The sequence below is a fragment of the Janthinobacterium foliorum genome (genome assembly GCF_978021625.1).
The window spans coordinates 65284-88945 of sequence record NZ_CDXDQE010000012.1 but is presented as its reverse complement, the minus strand read 5'-3'; the positions used below and the strand labels follow the sequence as shown (position 1 = coordinate 88945).

Below are 23662 nucleotides of genomic sequence, written 5' to 3'. Positions count from 1 at the left end.
GTTAATACTAGTTAAAAAAGGGGCTGCGGCCCCTTTTTTTCATTGAAAGCCACCATGAATTTCTCTACCCGCTACCCCAAACTGGCTGGCCTGGCACCGTTCAGCAAGCAGATGCGCAGCGTCATCGTCTGCTCCGTCACCGAGTGGCTGGAACACCGCGCCTCGAGCAAGGGCGCGGCCCTCGCCTATTACACCCTGTTTTCCATCGCGCCCATCCTCGTGCTGGTGATCGCCATCGCCGGCTTTTTCTATGGCCCGGCGGCCGCCCGCGGCGAGTTGATGGGGCAATTGCAAGGCTTGCTGGGCACGCAGGGCGCCGAAGCGATCCAACTGGTGCTGGCCGGCGCCAAGAATCATGAACAGGGCCGCATCGCCACGCTCATCGCCAGCGCCCTGCTGCTGTTTGGCGCCACCAGCGTGTTTGCCGAACTGAAAGCCAGCCTCGATGAAATCTGGCAAGTGCCTCCCCTGAAGGAAGCGGGCGCCTGGGACATGGTACGCACGCGCCTGCTCTCGTTCGGGCTGGTGCTGGTGCTCGCTTTCCTGCTGATGGTGTCGCTGGTGGTCAATGCGGCCATGGCCATCCTCGCCAATTTCTGGGAAGGCGTGTGGAAAGACACGGCCGTGCTGTTTACCATCCTGTCGAACCTGATCGGCTTTGCCGTCATCGCCAGCCTATTCGCCGTCATCTATAAAATGCTGCCGCGCGTGCGCCTGTCGTGGCGCGACGTGCTGATCGGCGCCTTGGGCACGGCATTCATGTTTTCACTGGGTAAATACGCGATTGGCGTGTATATCGGCAATAGCGGCGTGGCCAGCAGCTATGGCGCCGCCGGTTCGCTGGTGGCACTGCTGCTGTGGGTGTATTACTCGGCGCAGATTTTCTTCCTGGGCGCCGAATTCACGCGCCAGTTCGCCTTGCAGCTGGGCAGCATGAAAGATATGCCAAAGACGGAAGATGGCGATGTGCAGGTCAAAATCCTCAAGCGCCACCAGTCCTGAGCACGTGGCTGGTACGTAACAACAACGAACAACGGCGCCCTCGGGCGCCGTTGTTCGTGCATGACGACGCTTACTCGCCCAGCAGCTCGGCCACCACTTCCATGCCCTGCACGCGCTCGGCGACAACCTTCACGATGACGATGATGGGCACGCCCAGCAGCAAGCCCCAGACGCCCCACAGCCAGCCCCAGAACAGCAGGCTGATGAAGACGGCCGTGGGATTCATGCGGGCGATGCGCCCCGTCATCCAGGTCGTGACGAAGGTGCCCACCAGGGTGGCGATGGCCATCGACGTGCCCGTCACCAACAGGACCATTTCCAGCGATTCGAACTGCAGGAAGGCGACCAGGCCCGTGGCGATGGTGATCAACAAGGGACCGAAATACGGCATGATGTGCAGCAAGCCGGCCACGATGGCCCAGGCGCCCGCGTTTTCCAGGCCGATGATGCGCAAGGCGATCCACATCAGCAGCGCCAGCAAGCCATTCGTGACGAGCAGCATGAACATATAGTTCTGGATCGAGGTATTGATGTCTTCCAAAATGTGCACGGTGACCTTCTTGCGGCTCAATGAAGGCCCCGTCAGCTTGACGAGCTTGCGCTTGAAGGTGTCGCCCGACAGCAGCAGGAAGAACACGAGGAAGATGACCATGGTGGCCTGGCTGACAAAGCCCACCAGGCCCAGGGAACCGGCCCAGACCCAGTCCATGATCTTGAAGTTCGGGCCATCGGGCGCGCTGGCGGCGCGGCGCGTGTTGCGGCGCGCTTCGGCGCCGGCGGCCACCTGTTCGATTTCATTGGCTACCGCCTGCATCTTCTGGAAGGTGCTGTTCTTGCCGCCCGTATTGGCGGCGATCAGGCGCGACAGTTTATGCGTGGCGGCTGGCAATTCTTCGACGATGGATTCAAATTCGCCCTGGACACGCTCGACCATGACGATGGAACCGAACAGTATCAACGCCGTGACGGCGCTGGCGCCGATGGCGCGCGGTATGCGGATCTTTTCCAGCCAGGCGACGACAGGATTGAGAGTATAGGCAATGAAGATGCCGAAGATGACGGGAATGAGGAATTTCTGTGCCCACTGCAGCGCATAGATAAAGCTGACGGTGGCGATGATGCCCAGCGCCAGGCCGCGTGCATTGACATGCAGCGGCAGGCGCAGGGCGGGATCCACCGGCTCGGCTGGCGCGGCCGAAGGCGGCGTGACAGGCTCGATGGGAACAGCCACAGCCGGATCGGGCGGGGCATCTGAAGGCTGGATATGCATGAGATTCCCGCTACGCTCGATGAAGGGCCACAGCGCCGGCCAGAAGGCCGGACGCTGCGGCAGGCCTTGCCATTACTTGACGCGGATATCGTTTTTCACCGATTTCACGCCTTTGACGCCGCGGGCGATTTCGCCTGCTTTGGCTGCGTCCGCTGGCTGGGCAACGAAGCCGCTCAGCTGAACCACGCCCTTGAAGGTTTCAACGTTGATTTCCGTCGATTTCAAAGTAGGTTCATTGAAGATGCTGGCTTTGACTTTCGTCGTGATTGCCGCGTCGTCGATGTATTCGCCCGTGCCTTCTTTGGTCGGGGTGGAAGCGCAACCTGCAACAGCGAACAGGGAAGCGACGAAGAGGCCGGTAGCGATCGATTTAGTGAATTTCATGGTTTTTTCCTTAGGAGTGGTCAATCAACGTGCTCACAATGAGCTTCTTATACCAATTTGATTACCGCGCGCCGCATGGCGTTTAGTAGCCAAACTGGGTTTTTGCAGCCTTGATACAGTTATCCTTGGCTGCGCCGGCTAATGCATCGCATTTTTCTGTTGCGACCTTGTACTCGGCTTTTCTTTTTGCTTCACGCGCATCGCTGCGCGCTTCGATGACCTTCTTGTCCGCCTTGGCATCGGCCAGGGCCGCCACCTTGGTGGACTTGGCCAGCTTGACGCAGACATCCTTGTCGTTGCCCGTCAGCGCATTGCAGCGCGCCAGGTCGACGTCATAGTTGGCATCGGCAATCTTGATGCGCGCCTTGGTGTAGGCACGCAGGGTATTCGTGTATTGCGCTTGCGCCACCGCTTCATCGTAGGTGCGCACGGCCTTGGCTTCGGCGATACAGACATCCTTCGGATTGCCCGTGATTTTTTCGCACTCGGCATGCGCCAGCTTGTAATTCAGCGCGGCCTGCTCATTGGCTGCCTTGTAGGCCGCTTTCGCTTCCGGCGTGGCCGCGAAGGCGGAACCGCCCCATGCGGCGCAGGCCAGGCTGACGAGGATGGTGGCGTACAACTTGTTCTTCTGAATATTCTTGTTCATCTGTTGCTCCCTGGTGGTGACAAGCATGTCTGCTTGGCATGACTACCGTTTTACGTGGATAGTCGGCCCCCTTCTGTACGCTGCCGTACACAAGCCATTATTTTTGAAACAAGGAGACATAACGGGAGAAATAACAACGTTCTTGCAAAAAAATGCTATGTCACCGTCAGGTGTGGGAACTCGCCCAGCGTGGCTTTCAGTAATGCTTCCGGTGACAAGATGCGCCTGGCATCGAGTATCCAGCGCCAGCCCAGGTAGTTCGGCAGATAGCGGCTGGCGACGCCGTGAAAGCGCTGCAGCCAGCCGCGCAAGCGGCTGTGATAGGCATTCACGTTCTGCACGTGCACGGCGCCATGCGCGCGGATGCCGGCGCGCACGCTGACGGCCAGGTGGCTGATGCCCGCTTCCCTGGCAAAGGCCGGATAAGCGGCATGGCCGTCCGTCACCAGCAAGACATCGTTGTCCATCACGGAAGGCAAGCAATAGTGCAATTGCGCCTTGGTGAGCTGGCCCCTGCCCGTGACGAAATCCAGCGTCTGTCCCGTGCGGTCGCGCGCCACCAGGATGCAGACGTGCTCTTTGGCAATGCCGCGCTGATGCGCATGGCTACCGCGGCGGCGTGGAGGACGCGCCAGGTGCCGCGCCCCTTTCTGCGACTCCAGCACATACAGTTCATCGGCCTCGGCAATGCCATGCAGGCAGTGCGGCCGGTCCGTCTTGGCCAGGCTTAAAAACCGGTGGCGCCAGCGAAACGCCGTGTTGCGGTGCACGCCCAATTGACTTGCCGCCTTGCGCACCGAGCTCGAGTCCAGCAGGCACGCGGCATAATCGCGCCACAGTTGCTTATGCCGCAAGCGGGCCAGCGGCGTGCCCGTCAGTGCATTGAAGGTCCGGCCACAGGGTACGCACCGGTAGCGCTGCAAGCCGTGTGCGTGGCCATGCCGATGCACGTGCGCCGATTGGCAGGCGGGACAGTGCAAGCGCTGCTGCGCCACGCTTTCGAGCAATGCCACGGCCGCGTCATGCCCCGAGCTGTCGCGCAGCAAGGTGATGCCTTGCGCGCGCTGGCGCAGGCTCAGGTGAGCGAACTGGGCAATGAAGGTCTTCCATTCGGCTGGCCGCATGGCATGCTCCCTGTCTCGATGGCTGCAGAGTCAGACAGCGGTGCGGGGAGAAAATTCCGCCCATCCCACAGTTAACGAGGACAGAGCCAAAAAATCCGCGTGGACATGCTGGCGCCAGCTGCAAATAGGTACGTGCGGCAGCGTACAGACCGGGGCCATGGGCGTGACTAAGATGGCCCTACACCCTCACCTCGTCAGGAGAATAAAATGAAAACCAATGCCACCTTGGCTGCACTGATGCTCGCCGCCACCGCCGTTCTGAGCGGTTGCGCCACCGGTCCGTCCCAGTCACAACAATACTATCCGGCCAACCAGCCTGAATCCGCCATGTACGGCACCATCGATTCCATTCAGATGGTGCAAGGCGGCGGCCAGACCAGCGGCGCCGGCGCCGTGGTCGGCGGCATCGCTGGCGCCCTGCTGGGCAATACCATCGGTTCGGGCGGCGGCCGCACGGCAGCCACCGTAGCCGGCGCCGTCGCTGGCGGCGTGGTCGGCAACCAGGTGGAAGGCCGCAGGCAGCAAGCGCAGAACTACCAGATCAGCGTGCGCCTGGACAACGGCGAATACCGCACCGTGGTACAGGACAGCGCCGTTGACTTGCGCCCAGGTAACCGCGTGCGCGTCGTTGACGGCCGCGTCTATCGCTATTAATCCACCGGCGGCGCCTGCCAGCAGGCATCCGCCACTTCGCATCAGTTGCACGAAAACAAGGAGATACCATGGGCACCATCATTCTGATCATCTTGATCCTGGCCCTGGTCGGCGTCCTGCCCACCTGGCCGCATAGCCGCAACTGGGGTTATGGCCCCAGCGGCGTGGCCGGCCTGGTGGTCGTGATACTGATCCTGCTGCTACTGACGGGCAGGCTGTAAAAAAAAGGCGCTACGGCGCCTTTTTTATTTCAAGGAGGAAATATCATGACGCGCTACACTACACTAGCGGCGGCCCTGTTCGCCTGCAGCCTGGCGCCACTGGCGCCAGCCCAGACGGCAGCGCCGCAACCGGGCGACCCGCAACGCTGGTACCAGGCGGACAGCACACCGCAAGCCCAGCTGCGCACCTTGCACAAGGAAATCGCCGCCGCCCTGGCCGAGGCAAAGAAATCCTGCCGGCAAGAACCCGCCGCCACGCGCGGCACGTGCCTGAAAGACGCGCAAGACACGTACCGGCAAGACATGGCGAATGCGGAAAAGCTGCGCGCAGCAGCACATCCGGCACAATAATCCGCGGGCAGGCGGCATGAGCAGGCGCGCAGGCGGCGCGCCCGAGCGGCGCTAGGCGGCGTCGCGCTCGTACGGCGGCAATTCGTGCACCACCAGCGGCGTATCTTCCGTGACAAACGCCAGCCAGCCGGCCGCCTTGATGGCGCGCAAGGCGTCCTGGTAGCCCTGCTCCCAGCGCCACTCGATGGATCCTCTGGAAAAATTGATGTCCTTGGCCGCCATGTGCCAGTCGCGCCCAGCATATGGCAGGCGCACGATGTGCATGGTGCTGTCGCAGCCCAGCGCCACCAGTTCTTCCGTCTGCTGGCGGTTGTGCGCGTTATCGGGCAGCTTGGCATACAGTTCGCGCAGTTTGTGCTGCAAGGTATGCGTGTTGACATAGTCCTCGATATGCCGCTTCGAGCGCGAGGCGAACGTGACGTCCTTTTGCCGCGTCTGCACTTCATCGAGCGTGGTCGGTTCCGGTCCTTCCGAGCTCCACAGATCCACCATGAAGACCAGGGTATCGACGTGGGGCGTATCGTCGAGCACGGTTTCCAGCGGCGTGTTCGAATACAGGCCGCCATCCCAGTACAGGTCGCCATCGACGCGCACGCCGGCAAAGCCGGGCGGCAAGGCGCCGCTGGCGCGGATATGGTCCACCGTCAGGGGCTGGTCCTGGCTGTCGAAACTGGTGAGGCTGCCGCATTTCACGCGCAGCGCGTTGACCGTCAGGCGCATGCCGCCGGGCTGGTTCAGATAATCGAAATCGACCAGTTCCTCCAGCGTGCTGGCCAGTTCGCTCGTGTCGTAGAAGCTGGCTTCTTCCGGTTTCACCGCTATACCGGCAGGAAACAGGCTGAAGGAGCGGGGCTTGAAGAAGCCGGGCACGCCGCGCAGCACGGTATCGAGGGTGGCCAGCCAGATGTTCGAGCGGCGCTGCTGGTCGGAAATCATGTTCATGTCGACGCTGTCGCGGTGCGCGACGCGCTGCCAGAACTGCTTCAGGCGCACGAGGCGGTCTTCATGCTTGTTGCCGGCCAGGATGGCCGCATTGATGGCGCCAATCGACGTGCCCACCACCCAGTCGGGCGCCAGCCCATGTTCATGCAGGGCGTGGTAGACGCCTGCCTGGTAGGCGCCCAGTGCGCCGCCGCCCTGCAGCACCAGCACGATGCGCAGGCGCGATGGATTCAATTGATTGATCGGTGTAGTAGTCGTCGCCAAGATAGCCCCAATGTCTGCCGTGCGTGGATGCACCGTCGAACTCATTGTAAGGGATTGTGCCCGCGCTTGCGCCGCGCGCGCGCCGCCGATGGAGGCAGACAAAAAAAAAACGCTGTCGATGACAGCGTTTCGGGTGGTGCCGCCTAGCGCTTGCGGCGCAGCCAGCTGGCGGCCACGGCGGCCACGGCCACGAGGACCAGGGCCGGCTTGACGAGCTTCTTGCGTCCGATAAAGGACAGCGCCGTCAGCACATAGGGCATGGCGCCTTGCAGGCGCATGCCCCCCGGTGCCAGCAGGGATTCGACGCGGTGGCCGGCAAAGCCGACCGCCGTTTCCACCACGCCCTGCAGCAGCGAGTCGGGACGCAATGCATACCCCACGTTGGCGCGCGCATGCACGATGCCGACGCGGTACATTTCTCCCTGGGCAATCAGCAGGCGCTTGCGGGCCGCCTGCTCTGCCTGTTTGTCGTTATCCGACATGAATTCTCCTCGAAAGGCAGTCCGGGCATGGCGGGGGAGTGCCCCGCCAGCCGGCTACATCAACATGTCACGGTCGGCCTTCAGTTCGGCCATGGTGGCCGGCATGGAAAGCTTGCCTTGACGCAGCATGGCGCGCGCGTACATGACGAGGCCGATGGCCAGCAGTACGAACACGACCGTCATGATCGCCAGGATCTTCCAGCCCAGGCTATCCCAGGCCAGGAAAACGACCAGCACGCTGCCGTAAGCGATGGCAAACAAGCCTGCCACGGTGGCCAGCGCGAAAATGACAACCAGCTGCAACATGTGATTGCGCACTTCCGACAATTCGATGGTGGCCAGCTCCAGCCGCGACAACATCAGTCCGACGGCATTCTTGGCCAGGCCGGCGACCGAGCCGATCAATCCCGGCCCCTGGTGAGACGAAGCAGACTTGTCCATATCGCTCCTGAATGGATTACTTGCGGCCCAGGATGAAGCCGACCAGCACGCCGACGCCAGCAGCGACAGCCACCGTGCGCCATGGGTTTTCTTTCACGTAGCCATCCGCCTGAGCAGCCATCTGCTTGGTGGCGACGATGGCCGAAGCTTGCGCTTCGTGCGCCTTGGCCAGCGCGGCGTCCAGGGTTTTCATGCCCTTGACGCGCACTTCGTCAGCTTTTTCACCGGTCAGGGCGGCAGCGGCGCTGAACAGGGCTTGTGCATCCTTGACCAAGGTTTTGACATCGTTATTGACGGTGGTGATATTGTTTTCCAACATGGTTTAGCTCCTTAGCTGTGGATGAATGTAGTTACTATACCTACTTTACTCAAAAACACTATTCCATTAGATCGCGCATATCATCGGCGTGCTCTTCCTCAACAGCCATGATCTTGATCAACAAATGGCGGGTTGTCGGGTCGCTGTCGCCGACCTTGACGATCATCTGGCGGTAGGACTCGATGGCCACGCGCTCCGCGATGAGGTTGGCACGCACCATGCTTTGCACGTCCTCGGAGTCATCATACTCGGCATGGCTGCGCGCAAGCAATGTTGCCGGATTAAAATCTGGCTTGCCGTTCAACTGCACGATGCGCTCGGCCAGCCAGTCGGCGTGCTCCTGCTCCTGCTGCGCATGTTCCAGGAATTCCGCCTTGATGGTGCCGTTGTCGCGCCCGCTCACGGTGTAGTAGTGGCGTTTATAGCGCGCAATGCACACCAGTTCGGTGGCCAGCGCCCCATTCAACAGGGTAATCAATTCCTGGCGATTGCCCTGGTAGCCGGCCGTGACGGCGCCGTCATCGAGGTTTTTCGCGGCGGCGCGGATGGCGGCCGTGTCGATGCCAGCTGGAATCTCAACAGATGTTTGGGTCATGATGCTTCCTTTCAAGTCTTGCATGGGTATCCACCGGCCAGGGAGCGGCCGGTGCTGCCTTCTAACTCAACACCTGACCAAACCACGGCGAGCGGCAGCGCATGGTGGCCGAGAAGCGCAGCCGTGCGATGGCACAGTGCGCCTCGGCGGCCGCAAGTCGCGACGCGCAGCAGGTTTGGACTGGTGTTTTAACGGCGGGCGGGAATGGCCGTGTTATCTTCCGACAAGACGATTTCCACCCGGCGATTCAGCTGGCGGTTCGCCGCGCTGTCATTGCCAGCGGCAGGATAGGCGGCGCCATAGCCTTTCGTGGCGATGCGGTCGCGGCTGATGCCTTGCTCCAGCAGCGCATTGCGCACGGATTCGGCGCGGCGCTGCGACAATTCCAGGTTGTGCGCGGAACCGCCCGTGCTATCCGTGAAACCTTCGATCAGCACGGTGCGCTGCGGGTTGTTTTTCAGCACATCGGCCAGCTTGCGCGCCGTATTCGCGCCATCGGCCGTCAGGTTTGCCTTGTCCGTGCCAAACAGCACGTCGCCCAGGGTGATGACCATGCCGCGCTCGGTTTTCTTGGCGGCCAGGTCGGCCAGCTGTGCTTCCAGACCGGCGGCGCGGGCTTGCGCATCGCGGGCGGATGCTTCAGCGGACTGCGCCTGGGCCTTGGCCGCTTCGGCATCCGCTTGCGCGGCCTGGGCACGGGCCGTGGCCTGGTCAGCCTGTTGCGTGCGCGCATCGAGACGCAACTGGTCGCGCTGCTTGCCCGCGTTGGCGATATCGGCCTCAGCCGCCTTCTGCTTGGCGACTTCTTGCGCGGTGGCTATCTTTTGCTTGGCCAGGTAGGCCAGCTTGTCGACTTTCTCGCTGTCTTCCTGGCGCACGGCGGCGGCATTCGCCGCTTCCAGCGCGGCGCTCGCTTCACGGAATTCGCGTGGCGCATACGTCGACACGATGGGGTTCGATTGCGCCGCCATGTAGTCGCCGCGCGTCTGGTCGAGCAGGCTGGTGGTGGTTGGCGCGGAGCTGCAGGCGGCAACGAAGGCGGCCATGGCCAGCAGGCCGGGAATGGTGGTGTAAGTGGCTTTTTTCATGATGGAATCCTGTTCTTATTGGTTTATTGTTTTGGGACTTGCTGGTTAGCACGGTCGAGCTCTTCGCGCATGACGCGGATGTTCTCGTTGATTTCGTCAGCGGCGCTGGTGGCCTTGGCCGAGTTGGCCTTGCTTTGCGCCAGCTTGGCATCGGCTTGCGCCTGGTCGGCCAGGTCGCGCGCCGTCTTGTAGTCGCGGTCTTTCAAGGCCTGGTTAGCCATGCGCATTTTTTCGCGGGCCGAACGCATTTCATCGGGTGCCAGGTCGGCGGCGCCGGCGCTGGCGGCGTTATCGACGGCGGCGCGCGAGACGGCCACATCGGCCGTAGCCGGTGTTTTCATGCTCGAGCAGCCCGTCATCAGGACAACGGCAGCGATGCAGGCGGCCAGGGCGGTCATGGGGGTTTTGAAGGAATCTCGGTTTGTCATTTTTTTTCTCCTGGAGAATGTGGGGTAATGATGTCGGTGCTACGTGAAACAAATCAGGAACTGCGTTTGATGTATGACGTTATAGGCTCCGGCACTCCGTATATCCGTTCGGTGCCGCACATAGGGTAGGAAATCGACAATACTGTCCCCGGCAACGTGCGCCAACGCACGCGCCCGCCAGCAAAAGCTGAAACGAACCCGGCTTCAGAGCGATTCCTGTAGCATCGTGACTAATTGTCCAGAAAGAATCAGCTTATGCCGCTCTCCCGCCGCCAGAAAATCGCCCTCGCCAGCGCCACCGTACTCATCGCCTTGCCCGTCGCCGCCGCCGTCACCTTGCTGAACATGGACTGGAACCGCGCCAAGCCCTGGCTTAACGGGCGCGCCAGCGAAGCGCTGGGGCGGCCTTTCGCCATCGAAGGCGACCTGTCGCTGACATGGCAGCAGCCCAATAATGGGGCGCCGCACGCCAGCTGGCGCGACTACCTGCCATGGCCGCATTTGCAGGCCCGGGACGTACGCCTGGGCAATCCGGGCAGCATGACGGTGGCCGATGGCGAGGCGGCGCAGCTGGCCACCGTCAGCCAGCTGGCGTTCTCGCTCAATCCGCTGGCCCTGCTGGACCAGAAAATCATCATCCCGCAATTGCGCTTCGACTCGCCGCAGGTGCGCTTGCTGCGCAGCGAGGATGGCAAGAACAACTGGACGTTCGAGAAGCAGGACCAGCAATCGCCGTGGCAGCTGGAGCTGCAAAGCGTGGTCTTCAGCAAAGGCACGGTGTACCTGGACGACGCCATCACGCGCACGGCGCTGCGCGCCGACGTCGATACGCTCGCGGACGACAAGCGCTACGGCATCGCCTGGAAACTGTCCGGCACCTACCGCGGCGAAACCGTCCAGGGCGGCGGCAAGGCGGGCAGCGTGCTGTCGCTGCAGCGCCAGGGCACGCCCTTCCCCATCCAGGCCGACATGCGCGCCAGCGGCAGCAGCATGGCCATCGAAGGCACCCTGACGCGCCCGACGAACCTGGCCGCCCTCGACGTGCGCCTGAAGGTATCGGGGCCCAGCATGGCGCGCCTGTATCCGTTGACAGGCGTGCTGCTGCCGGAAACGCCGCACTTCAGCACGGAAGGCCATTTGACGGGCACCCTGGCGCCCGGCGGCGGCGACTGGGTGTACGACCAGTTCAGCGGCAAGGTGGGTTCGAGCGACATCAGCGGCAAACTGGCGTTTTCCGCCAGCCAGCCACGCAAGCGCCTGACGGGCGAAGTGCATTCGCGCCTGCTGCAATTTGCCGACCTGGGGCCGCTGGTGGGTGCCGATTCCAGCGCCAGCAAAAAGGAGCGGGGCGTGCTGATCACGCAGCCTGCCGGCCGGGTATTGCCGGTCGAAACGTTCAAGACGGAGCGCTGGACCAGCCTCGATGCCGACGTGCGCTACACGGCCGATAAAATCACGCGCGATGCGGAACTGCCGATCAGCAAGCTCGATACGCACGTGCTGCTGGCCGATGGCGTGCTGTCGCTCACGCCCCTCAATTTCAACGTGGCGGGCGGCACCTTGAGCTCGCAAATCAAGCTCGACGGCAGTGGCAAGGTCATTGCCAACGGCATCGCCGCCGAACTCAAGGCCAGCGCCCGCCATTTGCGCATCAAGCAGCTGTTTCCCCGCCTGCCTGCCCTGCAGGCAAGCGTGGGCGAGATCAATGGCGACGCCTCGCTGTCGGCCACGGGCAATTCCGTCGCCACCTTGCTGGGCAGCTCGAACGGCGAAGTGCGGGCGCTGATCAACCAGGGCAGCATCAGCAAGCTGCTGCTGGAAGAAATGGGCTTGAATATCGGCAGCATCGTGCTCACCAAGCTGGTGGGCGACAAGCAGGTCAAGCTCAATTGCATGGCCGCCGATTTTGTCGTCAACAAGGGGTTGATGCGCACGCGCCAGTTCATCGTCGACACGGACGATGCCGTCCTGCACATCGACGGTACCGTGAACCTGGGCAATGAGCGGCTGGACCTGACCTTGCAACCGGACAGCAAGGGCTTGCGCATCTTTTCGCTGCGCTCGCCCCTGTACGTAAAGGGTACTTTCAGCAAGCCCGACGTCAGTGTCGACAAGGGCGTGCTGGCCTTGCGCGCCGGCGGCGCCCTGGCGCTGGCCGTGGTGGCGCCCGTGGCGGCCCTGCTGCCGCTGGTCAATGCCGGCCCCGGCGAAGAAAATGCATGCGCCACCCTGCTGGCCAAGGCGCGCGTCAAGCCCGTCGCCCCCAAGCCGGGAAAGAGCGTACGCCAGCAGCGCTGAGCCTGCGCTGACCAAGGCACGATAGTGTGCTTTTACAATTGTTACACACCTATGTGCGTTGCCGAACAGACCCTGCCTTGCCACAATCCTATGCTGTAACCGTGCCTGAAACAACAAGACGTGGCGATACGAAATCCCACCGGCCCATACCATGCCGGCGCCACGAGGTCCGAATTCATAGGAGAACTATCATGCAAATCGTCAAAAAAATCGCCGCTACCACTTCCGTTGCCGCCCTTCTGCTGAGCCTGACCGCTTGCGCCAACATGTCCGGCCAGGATAAAAACACAGCCATCGGCGCCGGCGTCGGCGCCGTTGCCGGCTCCGTCCTGACGGGCGGTAGCGCCGTCGGTGCAGTCGGCGGCGCCGCCGTCGGCGGCGTGATCGGCAATCAGGTCAAGCCTAAGTAAGCATGCATAAAAAAGCGGGGTAGGCGCCCAGGCGCCCGCCCCGCTTTTTTGCGTCTGTCAGAGTAAAGAATGGCTGCTGGATGAGCACTGCATTCGTGCCGGATTGACGCTGGAAGTGATTGCTGAACGCTCAGACGAAGACGTTGGCCATGCCGATGGCACCGCTATCCTTGACCAGTTCGTAGCAGCGGCAGGAAACGGCTTCCAGGCCGGCCGAATCGAGTATCTCGATATTGCCGCGACTGTAGCTGATGAGTTTTTGCTGTTGCAGCGCGCTCGCTGCCTTGGTCACGCCGACACGCCGCACGCCCAGGGTGTGAGCGAGGAATTCATGCGTCAGGTGAAATTTTTCCGATTGCAGGCGGTCGCGCGTGATCAAGAGCGAACGCGCCAGGCGCGCCTCTAGCACGTGAAAACGGCTGCACACGGCAATCTGGATGGCTTGCGCCAGCAAGGTGTCCGTGTAGCGGTACAACAGGCGCTGCAGGGAGTCGAGCTGGACGAATTCGGCGCAAAAGTCGGCACGCGCGATACGGCTGGCCGTGCCGGAGCGCTGCACCACGGCGCGCACCTGCGCCAGGTCATGACCCAGTGCAACGGATGCGCCCAGCACGCCTTCACGGCCGACGGCGCCCACTTCCAGGGTCATGCGGCCTTCCGCCACGGCCAGCAGCGAGATCAGGCAATCGCCGGGAAAATACACGTGGGCGATGGGCTGGCCAGGTTCGTACAGCACGTCGCCCACCTCGACGGTGACATGCTCGAACAGCGCCGCAAGATGGCGCAGGTCGGACTCGGGCAGGCTGGCCAGCAAGCGGTTGCCGGCAGCGGCCACGGGCGCACCCAGGCTGCTACGGCCTGGGTCGCGGGACGCATCGCGGGGCAAATTCAAGCTGGCGGTCATTGTGGGCATTGCCTTTATCCTGGTCATTCTTGCTTGCGGTTACAACTCGACATGATTTTTACTTAGCCTACGGTGCAGCAACGGTCCTGTATGTACGGTGACGCACGGAAGCGAAGGACGCGGCACAGCACACTGCCCTCACGCCCTGCCCGGGCACGCCTTACCCGATTTCATTATTTTAAAAACCAAGGAGCCTTCCATGACTACCACTACCAAATCCCTCCATCCGCTGGTGCTTGCCGCCGCCGTTGCCGTCCTGCTGTTCTGCGGCGTCGGCACGGCTGCACTGATGGGCTGGCTGCCCTCCTCGCAAAGCGAAGCGCCGCCGCTGTCGGCGAATGCCTCGGCCGAGCAGCTGGCCAGCCTGCAGGCGAACCAGCCACCGGCTGGTTCGCAGCCGCTGGTGGCGCTGCCACCGCCGCCGGTGCAGCAACAGCCGGTACAGCAACCTCAGCCACAACCCGTGCGCCAGCCACAGCCACAATACGTGGCCGCCGCGCCTGCGCCCCAGGTGTGCAGCAACTGTGGCGTCGTCGAAGCCATCCATGAAGTCAATACGCGCGCCGAAGGCAGCGGCGTGGGCGCGGCCGGCGGCGCCGTCGTGGGCGGCTTGCTGGGCAACCAGGTAGGCGGCGGCCACGGCAGGCAGCTGGCCACCGTGCTGGGCGCCGTGGGCGGCGCCGTGGCAGGCAACCAGATCGAAGGCAACGTGCGCGCCACGCGCAGCTATAACATCGTCGTGCGCCTGGACAATGGCAAGACGCGCACCGTGCACCAGAGTGCCGCGCCCAACTGGCGCCAGGGCGACCGCGTACGCGTCGTCAACGGCGGCTTGCGCGCCATGGGCTAACTACGCGATGGCGGCACCATTGCCGCCACAAGAAGTTGCAAATTCGACACACGCCCGGCTCGTCCGGGCGTTTTCTTTTTGATCATGTTCGTTGGCGTACAGATGAGCTAGCCATAGCGCGAGATGATGCACTCAGGAAAGTTCAACGGTTGTCCCTCAAGGAGATGCTATGGATAGCGACAAGACAGGCAGCAACAGGATCTGGCTGGGCTTTATCGGCGGCGGCATGCTGGCGACGGCACTGGGCTTCTGCGCCCTGGACCTGGCGCCGGCGCAAACCAGCGCACCCGTGTTCGGCGTCATGCTGCTGCTCACGGGCGGCATGGTCAGCTGCCTGGCAGGCGCCGTCGGCATGGCCGGCATGCTGGCCTGGATACCGGGCATGGATCGCGCGCAAGATCAACCTCGGCAGCAAGAACGGCGCCTGCGCGAGCGGAATCTGGCGAAATAAGCCAATCAGCAGGCTAAATAAAGGTTGTGTACGGCAGCGTACAGAGAATTTCAGAAACAAAGTAGACAATAAGTCATGGCATCAGCGTTCAGCGACCCGGTCGCCGCGCAATGACAAAAACCGATGACGATACCCCTGGCACCACAGGCAGCCGTCATCCACACACTACTCTCGGAGGACATATCATGCTCTATACAATCGCAGTAGTACTCATCATTCTTTGGCTGCTGGGTCTGGTCACTTCCTACACCATCGGCGGCTTCATCCACATCCTGCTGGTGGTGGCGGTCATCATGATCCTGTTGCGCCTGATTAGCGGACGCGGGCTTTAGAGCCGGTCGTTAGCGCAGGCTGACAGGAGCGGCGCGCGTGCAAACGGGCGCCGCTCTTTTGCGTACGGTGTGCGCACTGGCGAGCCTGCCGATTTTGCAGTAACGTGTATGGGTAGTTCTGGGTATGTCCCAATAACAAAACTAGGAGAAAATCCATGAAAGAAGCCTTCAAAAACGGCCCTGGCGCCAAATCCGTGATCGCCATGCTGGTCCTCGCGCTGGCCGCTACCGGCTGCGCAGACATGTCTGCCACACAACGCGGCACGGCCACCGGTGCCGGCGTCGGCGCTGGCCTGGGTGCATTGATCGGCGGCACCACGGGCGGCGGCAGCAGCGGCCGCACGGCAGGCGGCGCCCTGATTGGCGCGGCAGCGGGCGCCGTGATTGGCAATATCTGGTCGAACCGCATGGAAAACCAGAAGCGCGCGATGGAACAAGCCACGCAGGGTACTGGCGTGCAAGTGACGCAGACGGCCGACAACCGCCTGAAAATGGAAATTCCAAGCGATATTTCCTTCGACACCAACCGCGCCGACATCAAGGGCAACTTCCGCCCGATTCTCGACCGCTTTGCCGCCACCCTGAATGAAAACCCGAACACCACGGTGAGCATCATCGGCCACACGGACAGCACGGGCAGTGCTTCCATCAACGAGCCGCTGTCGGTGGAACGCGCCGCGCATACGCGCGACTACCTGGCCATGCGCGGCGTGTCGCCAACCCGCATCGTCACCGAAGGCCGCGGCGCGCGCGAGCCGATCGCGTCGAATGCGGATGCCGAAGGACGCGCACGCAATCGCCGCGTCGAGATCTACGTCGCCGAAATGGCGCCGCGTGGGTAACACCTGACCAAACTTGCTGCGCGGCGCGCTTTGCGGCCTGCGATGCTCACCGTACCTTCGTACGGTTGCGCTTCCTAGCCACAAATCATCGCCGCTCACGAGGTTTTGTCTAGTGTCGTGAGTTGATGCCAGTCAAATAAAAAAACCGCCAGCAAGTTTCCTTGCTGGCGGTTTTTTACGTCAAGTGCAGACGATTTACTTCGACGTCGTGGCCTTGGCGCCGCCCTCGCCTTCCTTCGCCACCTTGGCGAAGTCGCCGGCCGTCACGATGGAGATGGCCGAGGGTTTCAGGTAGTCGCGCAGGCCCTGGTTGACTTGCGCCAGGGTCAGGGCGGCCACCTTCGCTTCCAGGTCCTTGTCGTACGCCATGGTGCGGTCTTGCGCCAGGTATTCGGCCAGGTTGTTGGCCAGGCCGCTGTCTTGCGTGCGCCCCACTTCTTCCGATTGCAGCCAGCCTTTCTTCGCTTCGGCCAGCTCCTCTTGCGTGAAGCCGTCGGCCAGCACCTTGGCGACTTCCTCGCGCAGGGCCGCTTCCACCTTGACGGTGTTCTGCGGCGCGCTGATGGCGTAGGCCATCCAGTAGCCGGCCGGTTCGCGCGAAGGCACGCTCACTTGCGAACCGACGCCATACGACAGGCCTTCCTTCTGGCGGATGCGGTCGGCCAGGCGGCTGCGCAAGGCGCCGCCACCGAGCATGTGATTGGCCAGCAGCAAGGCCGGATAGCTGGCGGCGTCGTCCTTCAGGGGCAGCGGCTGGATGGCGAACAGCACGCTGTTGGCCTTGTCCGGCGTTTCCAGCGTGACTTTTTCGCCGCTGACGGGCTTGACGGCGTCGGGAATGCGCACATACGCCTGCTGCGCCTGCCAGTTGCCGTACAGGCTGGCCACTTGCGCCTTCAGCGCGGCCGGGTCGAAGTCGCCGACGGCGGCAAAGGCGGCATTCCCGGCGCCATAGTAGCCGCGATGGAAAGCTTTCACATCGGCGACATTGATCGCCTTCCATTGCGCCAGCTCCGCCGGCAAGGTAGCCACGTGGCGCACATGGCCTTCCGGCGTGGCGTCGAGCAGGCGGCGGAAGGCATTCACGGCCAGCGGCTGCGGCTCGGGCAATTCCTGCTCCGCGCGGCCCACTCTTTCACGCTGCAATTCAAGGAATTCCGTCTCGCTCAAGGCCGGCTTCTGCAGCACTTGCGCCAGCAGGTCCATGGCGGCCGGCAAGTTCTCGCGCTTGCCCACCAGCACGGCCCGCACGCCCTCGGCGCTGCCCGTGACGGCCACTTGCATGCCCAGCTGGTCGAACTTGTCCTTCACTTCCTGGCGCGACAGTGTCTCCGTGCCGCGCGACAGCAGGCTGGCCGTATAGCTGCCCACCTGCGCCTTGCCGCGCAAGCTCTCTTCGCTGCCGAGCTGCAACTTCAAGACGACGCTGACGGTGCCTCCCTTGGTTTTCTTCGGCAGCAAGGCGCCTTTCAAGCCGTTCGGCAAGGTGAAACGCGTGGTGCGCGCCTCGATATTGTCCGGGCTGGGATCGAATGCCTCGCCCTGCGCCACCACGGCGCGGCCCGTATAGCCGGCCAGCTGCGGCGCCACGTCGGCATAGGCGGGCACGACGGTACGGTCCGGCGCGTCGGTGGGAATGAAGCGGCCCAGGGTGCGGTTCGATGTCTTCAGGTATTTCTCGGCCGCCGCCTGCACTTGCGCCGTGGTCAGCTTGTCGAGCTGGTCGCGCTGCAGGAAGAACAGACGCCAGTCGCCGGCCGCCAGCGATTCCGTCAGGGCGATCGTCATGCGCGCCGTGTTCGAGCTGATCAGTTCCACCTGCTTGTTCAGCTGCTGCTTGACGCGCGCCACTTCCGCCTCCGTGATCGGCTGCGACTTCAGCTCTTCCAGCACCTTCAGCATGGCCGCCTGGGCCGCATCGAGGCTGCCATCGACGGGCACGAGCGCGCCAAACAGGTTGAAGCCCGGCTCCAGGTTGCTCACCGCGTTGTATTCGATCTTGCTGGCCAGCTTGGTTTCCACCAGTGCCTTGTGCAGGCGGCCGGCCGGCGCGTCGGTCAGCACGTGGCCCAGCACTTCGATGGCGACGGCCTCCGGGTTGCCGGACGGTGCCACGTGGTAGCCGGCGCCGACGAACTGCGTGCCGCCGCTGCGGCGCACCGTCACGGCACGCTCGCCATCCTGCACGGGTTCGGCCGTGTAGGTGGGTTCGATCACGCGCGTGGGCTTCGGGATCTTGCCAAACAGATCATTGATCTGCGCCAGCACTTTGCCTTCGTCGAAGCGGCCCGCCACCATCAGCACGGCGTTATCGGGCTGGTAGTACTTGTGATAAAACGCCCGCAGGCGGGGAATGTTGACCTGCTCGATGTCGGAACGGGCGCCGATGGTCGACTTGCCATAGTTATGCCAATCGTAGGCGATGGCCTGGATGCGCTCGCTGGTCACGCCGATCGGATCGCTTTCGCCCATTTCGAACTCGTTGCGCACGACCGTCATTTCACCCTTTTGCGTGGCCGGATTCCACAGGTCGTTCTGGTCGATGGCCGCATTGACCATGCGGTCCGCTTCCAAGGCCAGCATCTGGCGCAGGTTGTCGTCGTTGGCGGGGAAGGTGGCGTAGTAATTGGTGCGGTCGTACCAGGTGGTGCCGTTGAAATCGGCGCCCGTCGAATTGAGGACCTCGACGGGGGTTTTCGTGCCTTTCCTGACGCCGAAGTTGGCGCTGGGCTTGAACAGCAAATGCTCCAGCAAGTGGGCCATGCCCGTCTCGCCGTAGTTTTCATGGCGCGAACCGACCAGGTAGACGATGTTCGTGGTGAGGGTGGGCTTGCTGGCGTCAGGAAACAGCAGCACGCGCAAGCCATTCGCCAGGCGGTATTCCGTGATGCCTTCGACCGACGTGACCTTGACGGCGGCGCGGCTGGCGGCGGCCTTGCCGGTTTTCTGGGTCGGCGGCGCTTGCACCGGGGTGGCGGCAAAGGCGAATGACGGCGACAGGATGCCGGCGGCAAGCAAAAGAGCGGTAATTGGTTTCAAGACAGAATCCTGGTAGCACTACATGGTTGACAAGGCGCAAGGGCGGCGCCATGGAATAAGGACTGAGTGCAAGAATGCTCACGGGGCCCGCGCTGCGTCTTCGCCGCCACGTGAAATTATTGCCGTTTCATAATTTACGACATGCTTGTCACTTGCGCAAGCCCCTGTCATCAAGCTGTTATGCGGCCGTGTTATACTCGACCGTTCCAGAACTATCCGCCTGTATATGAGACGAGCTCTCGTCCTGCTCTGCCTTTTTGTTTTTATTGCGTTACCCCAGGCGTTCGCCAGCATGGCTTACGCCAGCCCTTCCCCATTCCAGCATGCAGTCGCGGCCGGCGCTACCGCCACGCCTGCCTTCGTCGCGGACTGCCACGATGCCAGCACGCATGCGGGCGTGCCCGGCGACGGCTGCGACATTGAAGAATGCGACAACGATCCCATCACGCTATACCCGACCTCGCGCCAGGCCGTGCCGTTTTACGCCATCATTTGGCAAGCGGGACCGGGCGCACTTGCCGAAGCGGACGTGCGGCTGGCCACGCGGCCGCCGCGCGTCCGCCGCTGAGACAACACTAGCTGCACGCACACGCCCGGGGCATACCGCCGCCAGGCACGCTTTACATTGATCGACTTTACAAGGTTACACACATGGAATGGTTCTTTGACCCGACAATCTGGGTCGGCCTGCTGACGCTGGTCGTACTGGAAATCGTACTGGGTATCGACAACCTGATTTTCATCGCCATCCTGGCCGAGAAATTGCCGCCGCACCAGCGCGACAAGGCCAGGGTGCTGGGACTGACCCTGGCCCTCGTCATGCGCCTGGGCCTGCTTTCGCTGATTTCCTGGCTGGTCACGCTGACCACGCCATTATTTTCCATATGGACGTTCTCGTTCTCGGGGCGCGACCTGATCCTGCTCGTGGGCGGCCTGTTCCTGCTGTTCAAGGCCACCACCGAGCTGCACGAGCGCCTCGAAGGCGTGACGCATGCCCAGACGGGTCCGAAAGTCTATGCCGGCTTCGGCCTGGTGGTGGCGCAGATCGTCGTGCTCGACGCCGTCTTCTCGCTCGACGCCGTCATCACGGCCGTCGGCATGGTGGAAAACCTGTACGTGATGATGGCCGCCGTGGTCATCTCCATCGTCGTCATGATGCTGGCCTCGAAAGTGCTGACGCGCTTCGTCAACGCCCACCCCACCGTCGTCGTGCTGTGCCTGAGCTTCCTGCTGATGATCGGGCTGTCCCTGGTGGCCGAAGGCCTGGGCTTCCACATCCCGAAAGGCTATCTGTACGCGGCCATCGGTTTCTCCATCGTCATCGAGTTCTTCAACCAGCTGGCGCGCCGCAACTTCCTCAAGCTGCAGTCGAATGCTCCGCTGCGCGACCGCACGGCGCAGGCCGTGCTGAGCCTGCTGGGCGGACGCAAGGGCCGCGAAGCCGTGGAAGAACACGAAGTCAAGGAGCTGCCCGACGTCTCCGCCTTCGGCGTGGAAGAACGCAACATGGTCAGCGGCGTGCTGACCCTGGGAGAGCGCTCGATCCGCTCCGTGATGACCCCGCGCGGCGACGTCTCGTGGGTGAACCTGAACGACAGCAGCGAAAAAATGCTGACCTTGCTGCGCGACACGCCGCACAGCATGATTCCGGTCTGCAACGATGACCTGGACAATGTGGTGGGCATCGCGCGCAGCAAGGACCTCATCGAAGACCTCGTCTCGCACGGCAAGATCGATCCGGCCAGCATGCGCGAAGCCGTCGTCGTGCCGGAAGCGGCCGGCGTGCTGAAAGCCATGGAAACCCTGAAGCGCTCGCGCGGCCAGCTGGTGCTGGTGGTCGACGAGTTCGGCACGGTGCAAGGGGTGCTCACGCCCATCGACATCCTCGAAGCCATCGCCGGCGAATTCCCCGACGAAGACGAGCAGCCCGACGTGGAAGTGCTGGGCCCTGGCCACTGGCGCATCGATGGCGCGACGGACTTGCATTACCTGGAGCAAGTGTTCGAGACGGAATCGCTGGTCAGCGAAGACGGCGAGTACAACTCGCTGGCCGGCTTCCTGCTGGCGCACTTTGAAAACATGCCGGCCGTGGGCGAAGTGCTGGAACTCGATGGCTTGCGCTATGAAATCGTCGAGGCGGACGAGCGCCGCATCGCCTGCGTGGACGTGCGCCGCATCGAGTCCGATCACAGTTTGTAACATAATGGCAAGCGTGCCCCGCTTGCCATGCCGTATGCTGGGGTCTGCCAATCTGGAGACCCCGCGATGAAACGATCCCTGCTATCCCTGACCCTGTTCGCCTGCGCCGCCCTTGGCGCCCAGGCCGGCGCCCAGACCGCCGCGCCATCGGCCACCATCAAGCCTGGCCTGTGGCAAGTCGACAGCAAGATGGCCTCGCCCGACGCGGCCACGGACAACGCCATGTCCATGGTGCTGCAACAGCTGGGCAACCTTCCCCCCGATCAACGCAAGCAGCTGGAAGCCATGGCGGCCAGCCGCGGCATGGCCATGCCCACCGTGGGCGCCGACGGCGCCGTGCGCGTGACGGCCTGCGTGACGCCGGAAATGGCGGCGCGCAAGCAGATTCCCACGGGCCAGCCCGGTGATTGCAAATCGAATAACACGCCCATTGCAGGGGGCATGAAAGTGTCGTTTACGTGCGCCAATCCGAAATCGAACGGCGAAGGCAAGGTGCTGTTTTCCGGCGACCAGGCATTTTCCATGCAGCTGGCGGTGACAAGCAGCGCGCGCGGCGCGCCGGAACAGGTGAACGTGGCAAGCAATGGCAAATGGCTGGGAGCAAGTTGTCCCGCGCCAGCCACGGCCGCCCAGAAACCGTGACGCAAGCCCGGCTTGAGGCAGCTTGCCACCGGCACCGGCCGCCTGGCGGGCGTGGCCGCTCAGGGACGTTCAGGACAGGTTCAGAAGCCGTGCCGGAAGCCGAGATTGAAGGCTGCGTCGCCGCGACCGCTGTCGCTGGCGTTGCCCACCGTGTAGCGGGCGCCGTTCTTGTTGTGGATTTTCGCGTAGGACGCATAAAAATCGCTGCGTCTTGACAAGGAATACGTGAGGCCGACGGCCACCTGGCTGGCATCGCGGTTGGCAAGGTCGCGGTCATCCTTGTGCACCCAGGATGCCAGCAGCTTGAAGCCGCCGACGGGCACGGACACGCCGAGCAAGGTGTCGCGGCTGTCCGAGGACGACATCGACAGGGCCAGCGAGCTGTAGTCATTCGAAGGGTCCCATGGCGAGCTGCCATAGCCCTTGTTGATGCCGATGGCGGCAAACGCGGTGGCCACCTTCAGGTCGACATTCGCCGCGATCAGGGTATTGCGGGCCGACATGTCGATGGCGGGCACGGTGCCGCTGGCGAGGATCAGGCTGTTCTTGCGCTGGTGCGAAATGCTGACATTCACGGCGCCTGCCGAATAGCCCAGGGTGGCGCCATACGCGCGGTTGTTGGCGCTGCTGTACGGCGACTCGCCAAAGCTGTAGATGGCGCTGGCCGTCACGCCGCGCAAGGCGGGCGTTTCATATTTGATGGTGTTGTCGTAGCGCTTGACGCTGTAGCCGGCCAGGTTGCTCGCGCTGCCCGCCATGCCGCCCTTGAACGGATCGGCCACGTCGGTCAGGGTCAGGTATTGCGGATTGTACTGGCGCCCCAGGGTCAGCGCGCCCAGGCGGCTGTCGAGGCCGACATATGCCTGGCGGCCGAACAGGCGGCCATCCTCGGACTGTCCCGTGTCGTTCTGGATCCCCGCTTCCAGGGTGAACACGGCGGTAACGTCGTCGCCCAGCGCTTCGCGGCCCCGCACGCCCAGGCGCGAACCGGAAGCGACGCCGCCCGACACCTTGGTGCCGGCGCAATTGCTGGCACAGCCGCGTTCGGCCACGATGCCCGCGTCGAGCACGCCGTACACGGCAACATTACTGGATGCCGCATTGCCAGCGCCATCGGCAGCGTGGGCCGGCGCGCATAGCATCCACGGCCCCATCCCTATCACAGCAAGCGCAAAGTACGAGGTCTTCATGATAAATATCTCGGTAACGTGAAAGAAAAACTTCCCGGTATTGATCAGGACATGCGCTGTGTGTCTGACCTAAGTGTTACCTTATCCTCGCTTTTTGGCAAGCAATCTGTGCGGTGTACAACAGAAACTCCAGCTTAGCCCCTGGCGGGGCGTCGCACACTGACAACACGCAATAGTGACCACGAATCAAGCTTTTTGTCGCACAATGGCAGCAGAAGCAGGCCCTGCGATGGAGCTATGTTCGGTGGCGAACGTTGCGCGATTTGACGCAGGCGGTACACTACTGGTTTT

The 23662-nt window shown here is 62.8% G+C and carries 27 protein-coding genes; 13 read left to right on the top strand and 14 right to left on the bottom strand.

The features are described from left to right. Positions 1–54 precede the first annotated feature (54 nt). Positions 55–1002: a YihY/virulence factor BrkB family protein gene (locus ACZ92H_RS22085; protein WP_092800829.1), complete on the top strand. Its 948-nt coding sequence runs from the start codon at positions 55–57 to the stop codon at positions 1000–1002. A 70-nt stretch (positions 1003–1072) separates the two neighbouring features. Here the strand turns inward: ACZ92H_RS22085 and ACZ92H_RS22080 are convergent, their stop codons facing one another. From ACZ92H_RS22080 to ACZ92H_RS22065, 4 genes are all read right to left on the bottom strand, one after another. Further along, entirely contained in the window at positions 1073–2272 is a 1200-nt protein-coding gene (locus tag ACZ92H_RS22080) for an AI-2E family transporter (RefSeq protein ID WP_465051030.1), read from the bottom strand. Positions 2273–2344: 72 nt separating this feature from the next. After that, entirely contained in the window at positions 2345–2656 is a 312-nt protein-coding gene (locus ACZ92H_RS22075; protein WP_092800826.1) for a BON domain-containing protein, read from the bottom strand. Positions 2657–2738: 82 nt separating this feature from the next. Further along, on the bottom strand, positions 2739–3305 hold the full coding sequence (locus ACZ92H_RS22070) for a hypothetical protein (RefSeq protein ID WP_314633018.1): 567 nt from the start codon (positions 3303–3305) through the stop codon (positions 2739–2741). 155 nt (positions 3306–3460) lie between these two features. Continuing rightward, a complete protein-coding gene (locus tag ACZ92H_RS22065; protein ID WP_465051029.1) occupies positions 3461–4429 on the bottom strand; it encodes an IS1595 family transposase in 969 nt (322 codons plus the stop codon). 207 nt (positions 4430–4636) lie between these two features. On the opposite strand from ACZ92H_RS22065, the gene ACZ92H_RS22060 reads away from it, so the two are divergent. The 3 genes from ACZ92H_RS22060 (at position 4637) to ACZ92H_RS22050 (ending at position 5655) form a co-directional block, all read left to right on the top strand. After that, the gene (locus tag ACZ92H_RS22060; RefSeq protein ID WP_092800823.1) at positions 4637–5083 is read left to right on the top strand and encodes an outer membrane lipoprotein; all 447 of its coding nucleotides are present in this window, start codon (positions 4637–4639) and stop codon (positions 5081–5083) included. A 68-nt stretch (positions 5084–5151) separates the two neighbouring features. Next, positions 5152–5304, top strand: coding sequence for a DUF3309 family protein (locus ACZ92H_RS22055; protein WP_092800820.1), 153 nt, complete (start codon positions 5152–5154; stop codon positions 5302–5304). A 45-nt stretch (positions 5305–5349) separates the two neighbouring features. Next, positions 5350–5655 (top strand): hypothetical protein, encoded by a 306-nt coding sequence (locus tag ACZ92H_RS22050; protein ID WP_465051028.1) that lies wholly within the window; start codon positions 5350–5352, stop codon positions 5653–5655. A 51-nt stretch (positions 5656–5706) separates the two neighbouring features. Here the strand turns inward: ACZ92H_RS22050 and ACZ92H_RS22045 are convergent, their stop codons facing one another. The 7 genes from ACZ92H_RS22045 to ACZ92H_RS22015 all read right to left on the bottom strand — a co-directional run bounded on the left by ACZ92H_RS22045 (position 5707) and on the right by ACZ92H_RS22015 (position 10214). Beyond that, the gene (locus tag ACZ92H_RS22045; protein ID WP_465051027.1) at positions 5707–6906 is read right to left on the bottom strand and encodes a patatin-like phospholipase family protein; all 1200 of its coding nucleotides are present in this window, start codon (positions 6904–6906) and stop codon (positions 5707–5709) included. 98 nt (positions 6907–7004) lie between these two features. Next, positions 7005–7343: a hypothetical protein gene (locus ACZ92H_RS22040; protein ID WP_092800811.1), complete on the bottom strand. Its 339-nt coding sequence runs from the start codon at positions 7341–7343 to the stop codon at positions 7005–7007. A 54-nt stretch (positions 7344–7397) separates the two neighbouring features. Then, on the bottom strand, positions 7398–7784 hold the full coding sequence (locus ACZ92H_RS22035; protein ID WP_131377814.1) for a phage holin family protein: 387 nt from the start codon (positions 7782–7784) through the stop codon (positions 7398–7400). A 16-nt stretch (positions 7785–7800) separates the two neighbouring features. After that, the gene (locus tag ACZ92H_RS22030; protein ID WP_035826246.1) at positions 7801–8103 is read right to left on the bottom strand and encodes an ElaB/YgaM/YqjD family protein; all 303 of its coding nucleotides are present in this window, start codon (positions 8101–8103) and stop codon (positions 7801–7803) included. A 58-nt stretch (positions 8104–8161) separates the two neighbouring features. Beyond that, positions 8162–8698, bottom strand: coding sequence for a ferritin-like domain-containing protein (locus ACZ92H_RS22025; RefSeq protein WP_290607292.1), 537 nt, complete (start codon positions 8696–8698; stop codon positions 8162–8164). A gap of 188 nt (positions 8699–8886) precedes the next feature. Next, complete coding sequence (locus ACZ92H_RS22020) at positions 8887–9786, bottom strand: OmpA family protein (RefSeq protein WP_131377816.1); 900 nt, start codon at positions 9784–9786, stop codon at positions 8887–8889. A gap of 23 nt (positions 9787–9809) precedes the next feature. Continuing rightward, entirely contained in the window at positions 9810–10214 is a 405-nt protein-coding gene (locus ACZ92H_RS22015) for a DUF4398 domain-containing protein (protein ID WP_465051026.1), read from the bottom strand. Between the two features lie 255 nt (positions 10215–10469). Between ACZ92H_RS22015 and ACZ92H_RS22010 the strand changes: the two genes are divergently transcribed. Continuing rightward, positions 10470–12512, top strand: a complete 2043-nt coding sequence (locus ACZ92H_RS22010; RefSeq protein ID WP_465051025.1) for an AsmA family protein — start codon at positions 10470–10472, stop codon at positions 12510–12512. Positions 12513–12703: 191 nt separating this feature from the next. Then, complete coding sequence (locus ACZ92H_RS22005) at positions 12704–12922, top strand: YMGG-like glycine zipper-containing protein (RefSeq protein ID WP_131377823.1); 219 nt, start codon at positions 12704–12706, stop codon at positions 12920–12922. 130 nt (positions 12923–13052) lie between these two features. Here the strand turns inward: ACZ92H_RS22005 and ACZ92H_RS22000 are convergent, their stop codons facing one another. Then, positions 13053–13835: a Crp/Fnr family transcriptional regulator gene (locus ACZ92H_RS22000; RefSeq protein ID WP_465051024.1), complete on the bottom strand. Its 783-nt coding sequence runs from the start codon at positions 13833–13835 to the stop codon at positions 13053–13055. 190 nt (positions 13836–14025) lie between these two features. On the opposite strand from ACZ92H_RS22000, the gene ACZ92H_RS21995 reads away from it, so the two are divergent. The 4 genes from ACZ92H_RS21995 (at position 14026) to ACZ92H_RS21980 (ending at position 16301) form a co-directional block, all read left to right on the top strand. Next, positions 14026–14676, top strand: a complete 651-nt coding sequence (locus ACZ92H_RS21995) for an outer membrane lipoprotein (protein ID WP_131377827.1) — start codon at positions 14026–14028, stop codon at positions 14674–14676. Between the two features lie 169 nt (positions 14677–14845). After that, positions 14846–15127, top strand: coding sequence for a hypothetical protein (locus ACZ92H_RS21990; protein ID WP_131377829.1), 282 nt, complete (start codon positions 14846–14848; stop codon positions 15125–15127). A 185-nt stretch (positions 15128–15312) separates the two neighbouring features. After that, the gene (locus ACZ92H_RS21985) at positions 15313–15459 is read left to right on the top strand and encodes a lmo0937 family membrane protein (RefSeq protein WP_121670992.1); all 147 of its coding nucleotides are present in this window, start codon (positions 15313–15315) and stop codon (positions 15457–15459) included. Positions 15460–15662: 203 nt separating this feature from the next. After that, entirely contained in the window at positions 15663–16301 is a 639-nt protein-coding gene (locus ACZ92H_RS21980) for a YiaD family glycine zipper/OmpA-like lipoprotein (RefSeq protein ID WP_131377972.1), read from the top strand. Positions 16302–16496: 195 nt separating this feature from the next. Here the strand turns inward: ACZ92H_RS21980 and ACZ92H_RS21975 are convergent, their stop codons facing one another. Beyond that, complete coding sequence (locus ACZ92H_RS21975) at positions 16497–19340, bottom strand: M16 family metallopeptidase (protein ID WP_465051023.1); 2844 nt, start codon at positions 19338–19340, stop codon at positions 16497–16499. Positions 19341–19632: 292 nt separating this feature from the next. Here ACZ92H_RS21975 and ACZ92H_RS21970 point away from each other — a divergent pair, with 292 nt between their 5' ends. The 3 genes from ACZ92H_RS21970 to ACZ92H_RS21960 all read left to right on the top strand — a co-directional run bounded on the left by ACZ92H_RS21970 (position 19633) and on the right by ACZ92H_RS21960 (position 22181). Continuing rightward, a complete protein-coding gene (locus ACZ92H_RS21970) occupies positions 19633–19908 on the top strand; it encodes a hypothetical protein (RefSeq protein WP_465051022.1) in 276 nt (91 codons plus the stop codon). An 83-nt stretch (positions 19909–19991) separates the two neighbouring features. Beyond that, positions 19992–21539, top strand: a complete 1548-nt coding sequence (locus tag ACZ92H_RS21965) for a TerC family protein (protein WP_131377835.1) — start codon at positions 19992–19994, stop codon at positions 21537–21539. Between the two features lie 66 nt (positions 21540–21605). Next, a complete protein-coding gene (locus ACZ92H_RS21960) occupies positions 21606–22181 on the top strand; it encodes a DUF3617 domain-containing protein (RefSeq protein WP_465051021.1) in 576 nt (191 codons plus the stop codon). Positions 22182–22261: 80 nt separating this feature from the next. Here the strand turns inward: ACZ92H_RS21960 and ACZ92H_RS21955 are convergent, their stop codons facing one another. Then, positions 22262–23323: a porin gene (locus tag ACZ92H_RS21955; protein WP_465052375.1), complete on the bottom strand. Its 1062-nt coding sequence runs from the start codon at positions 23321–23323 to the stop codon at positions 22262–22264. Positions 23324–23662 lie beyond the last annotated feature (339 nt).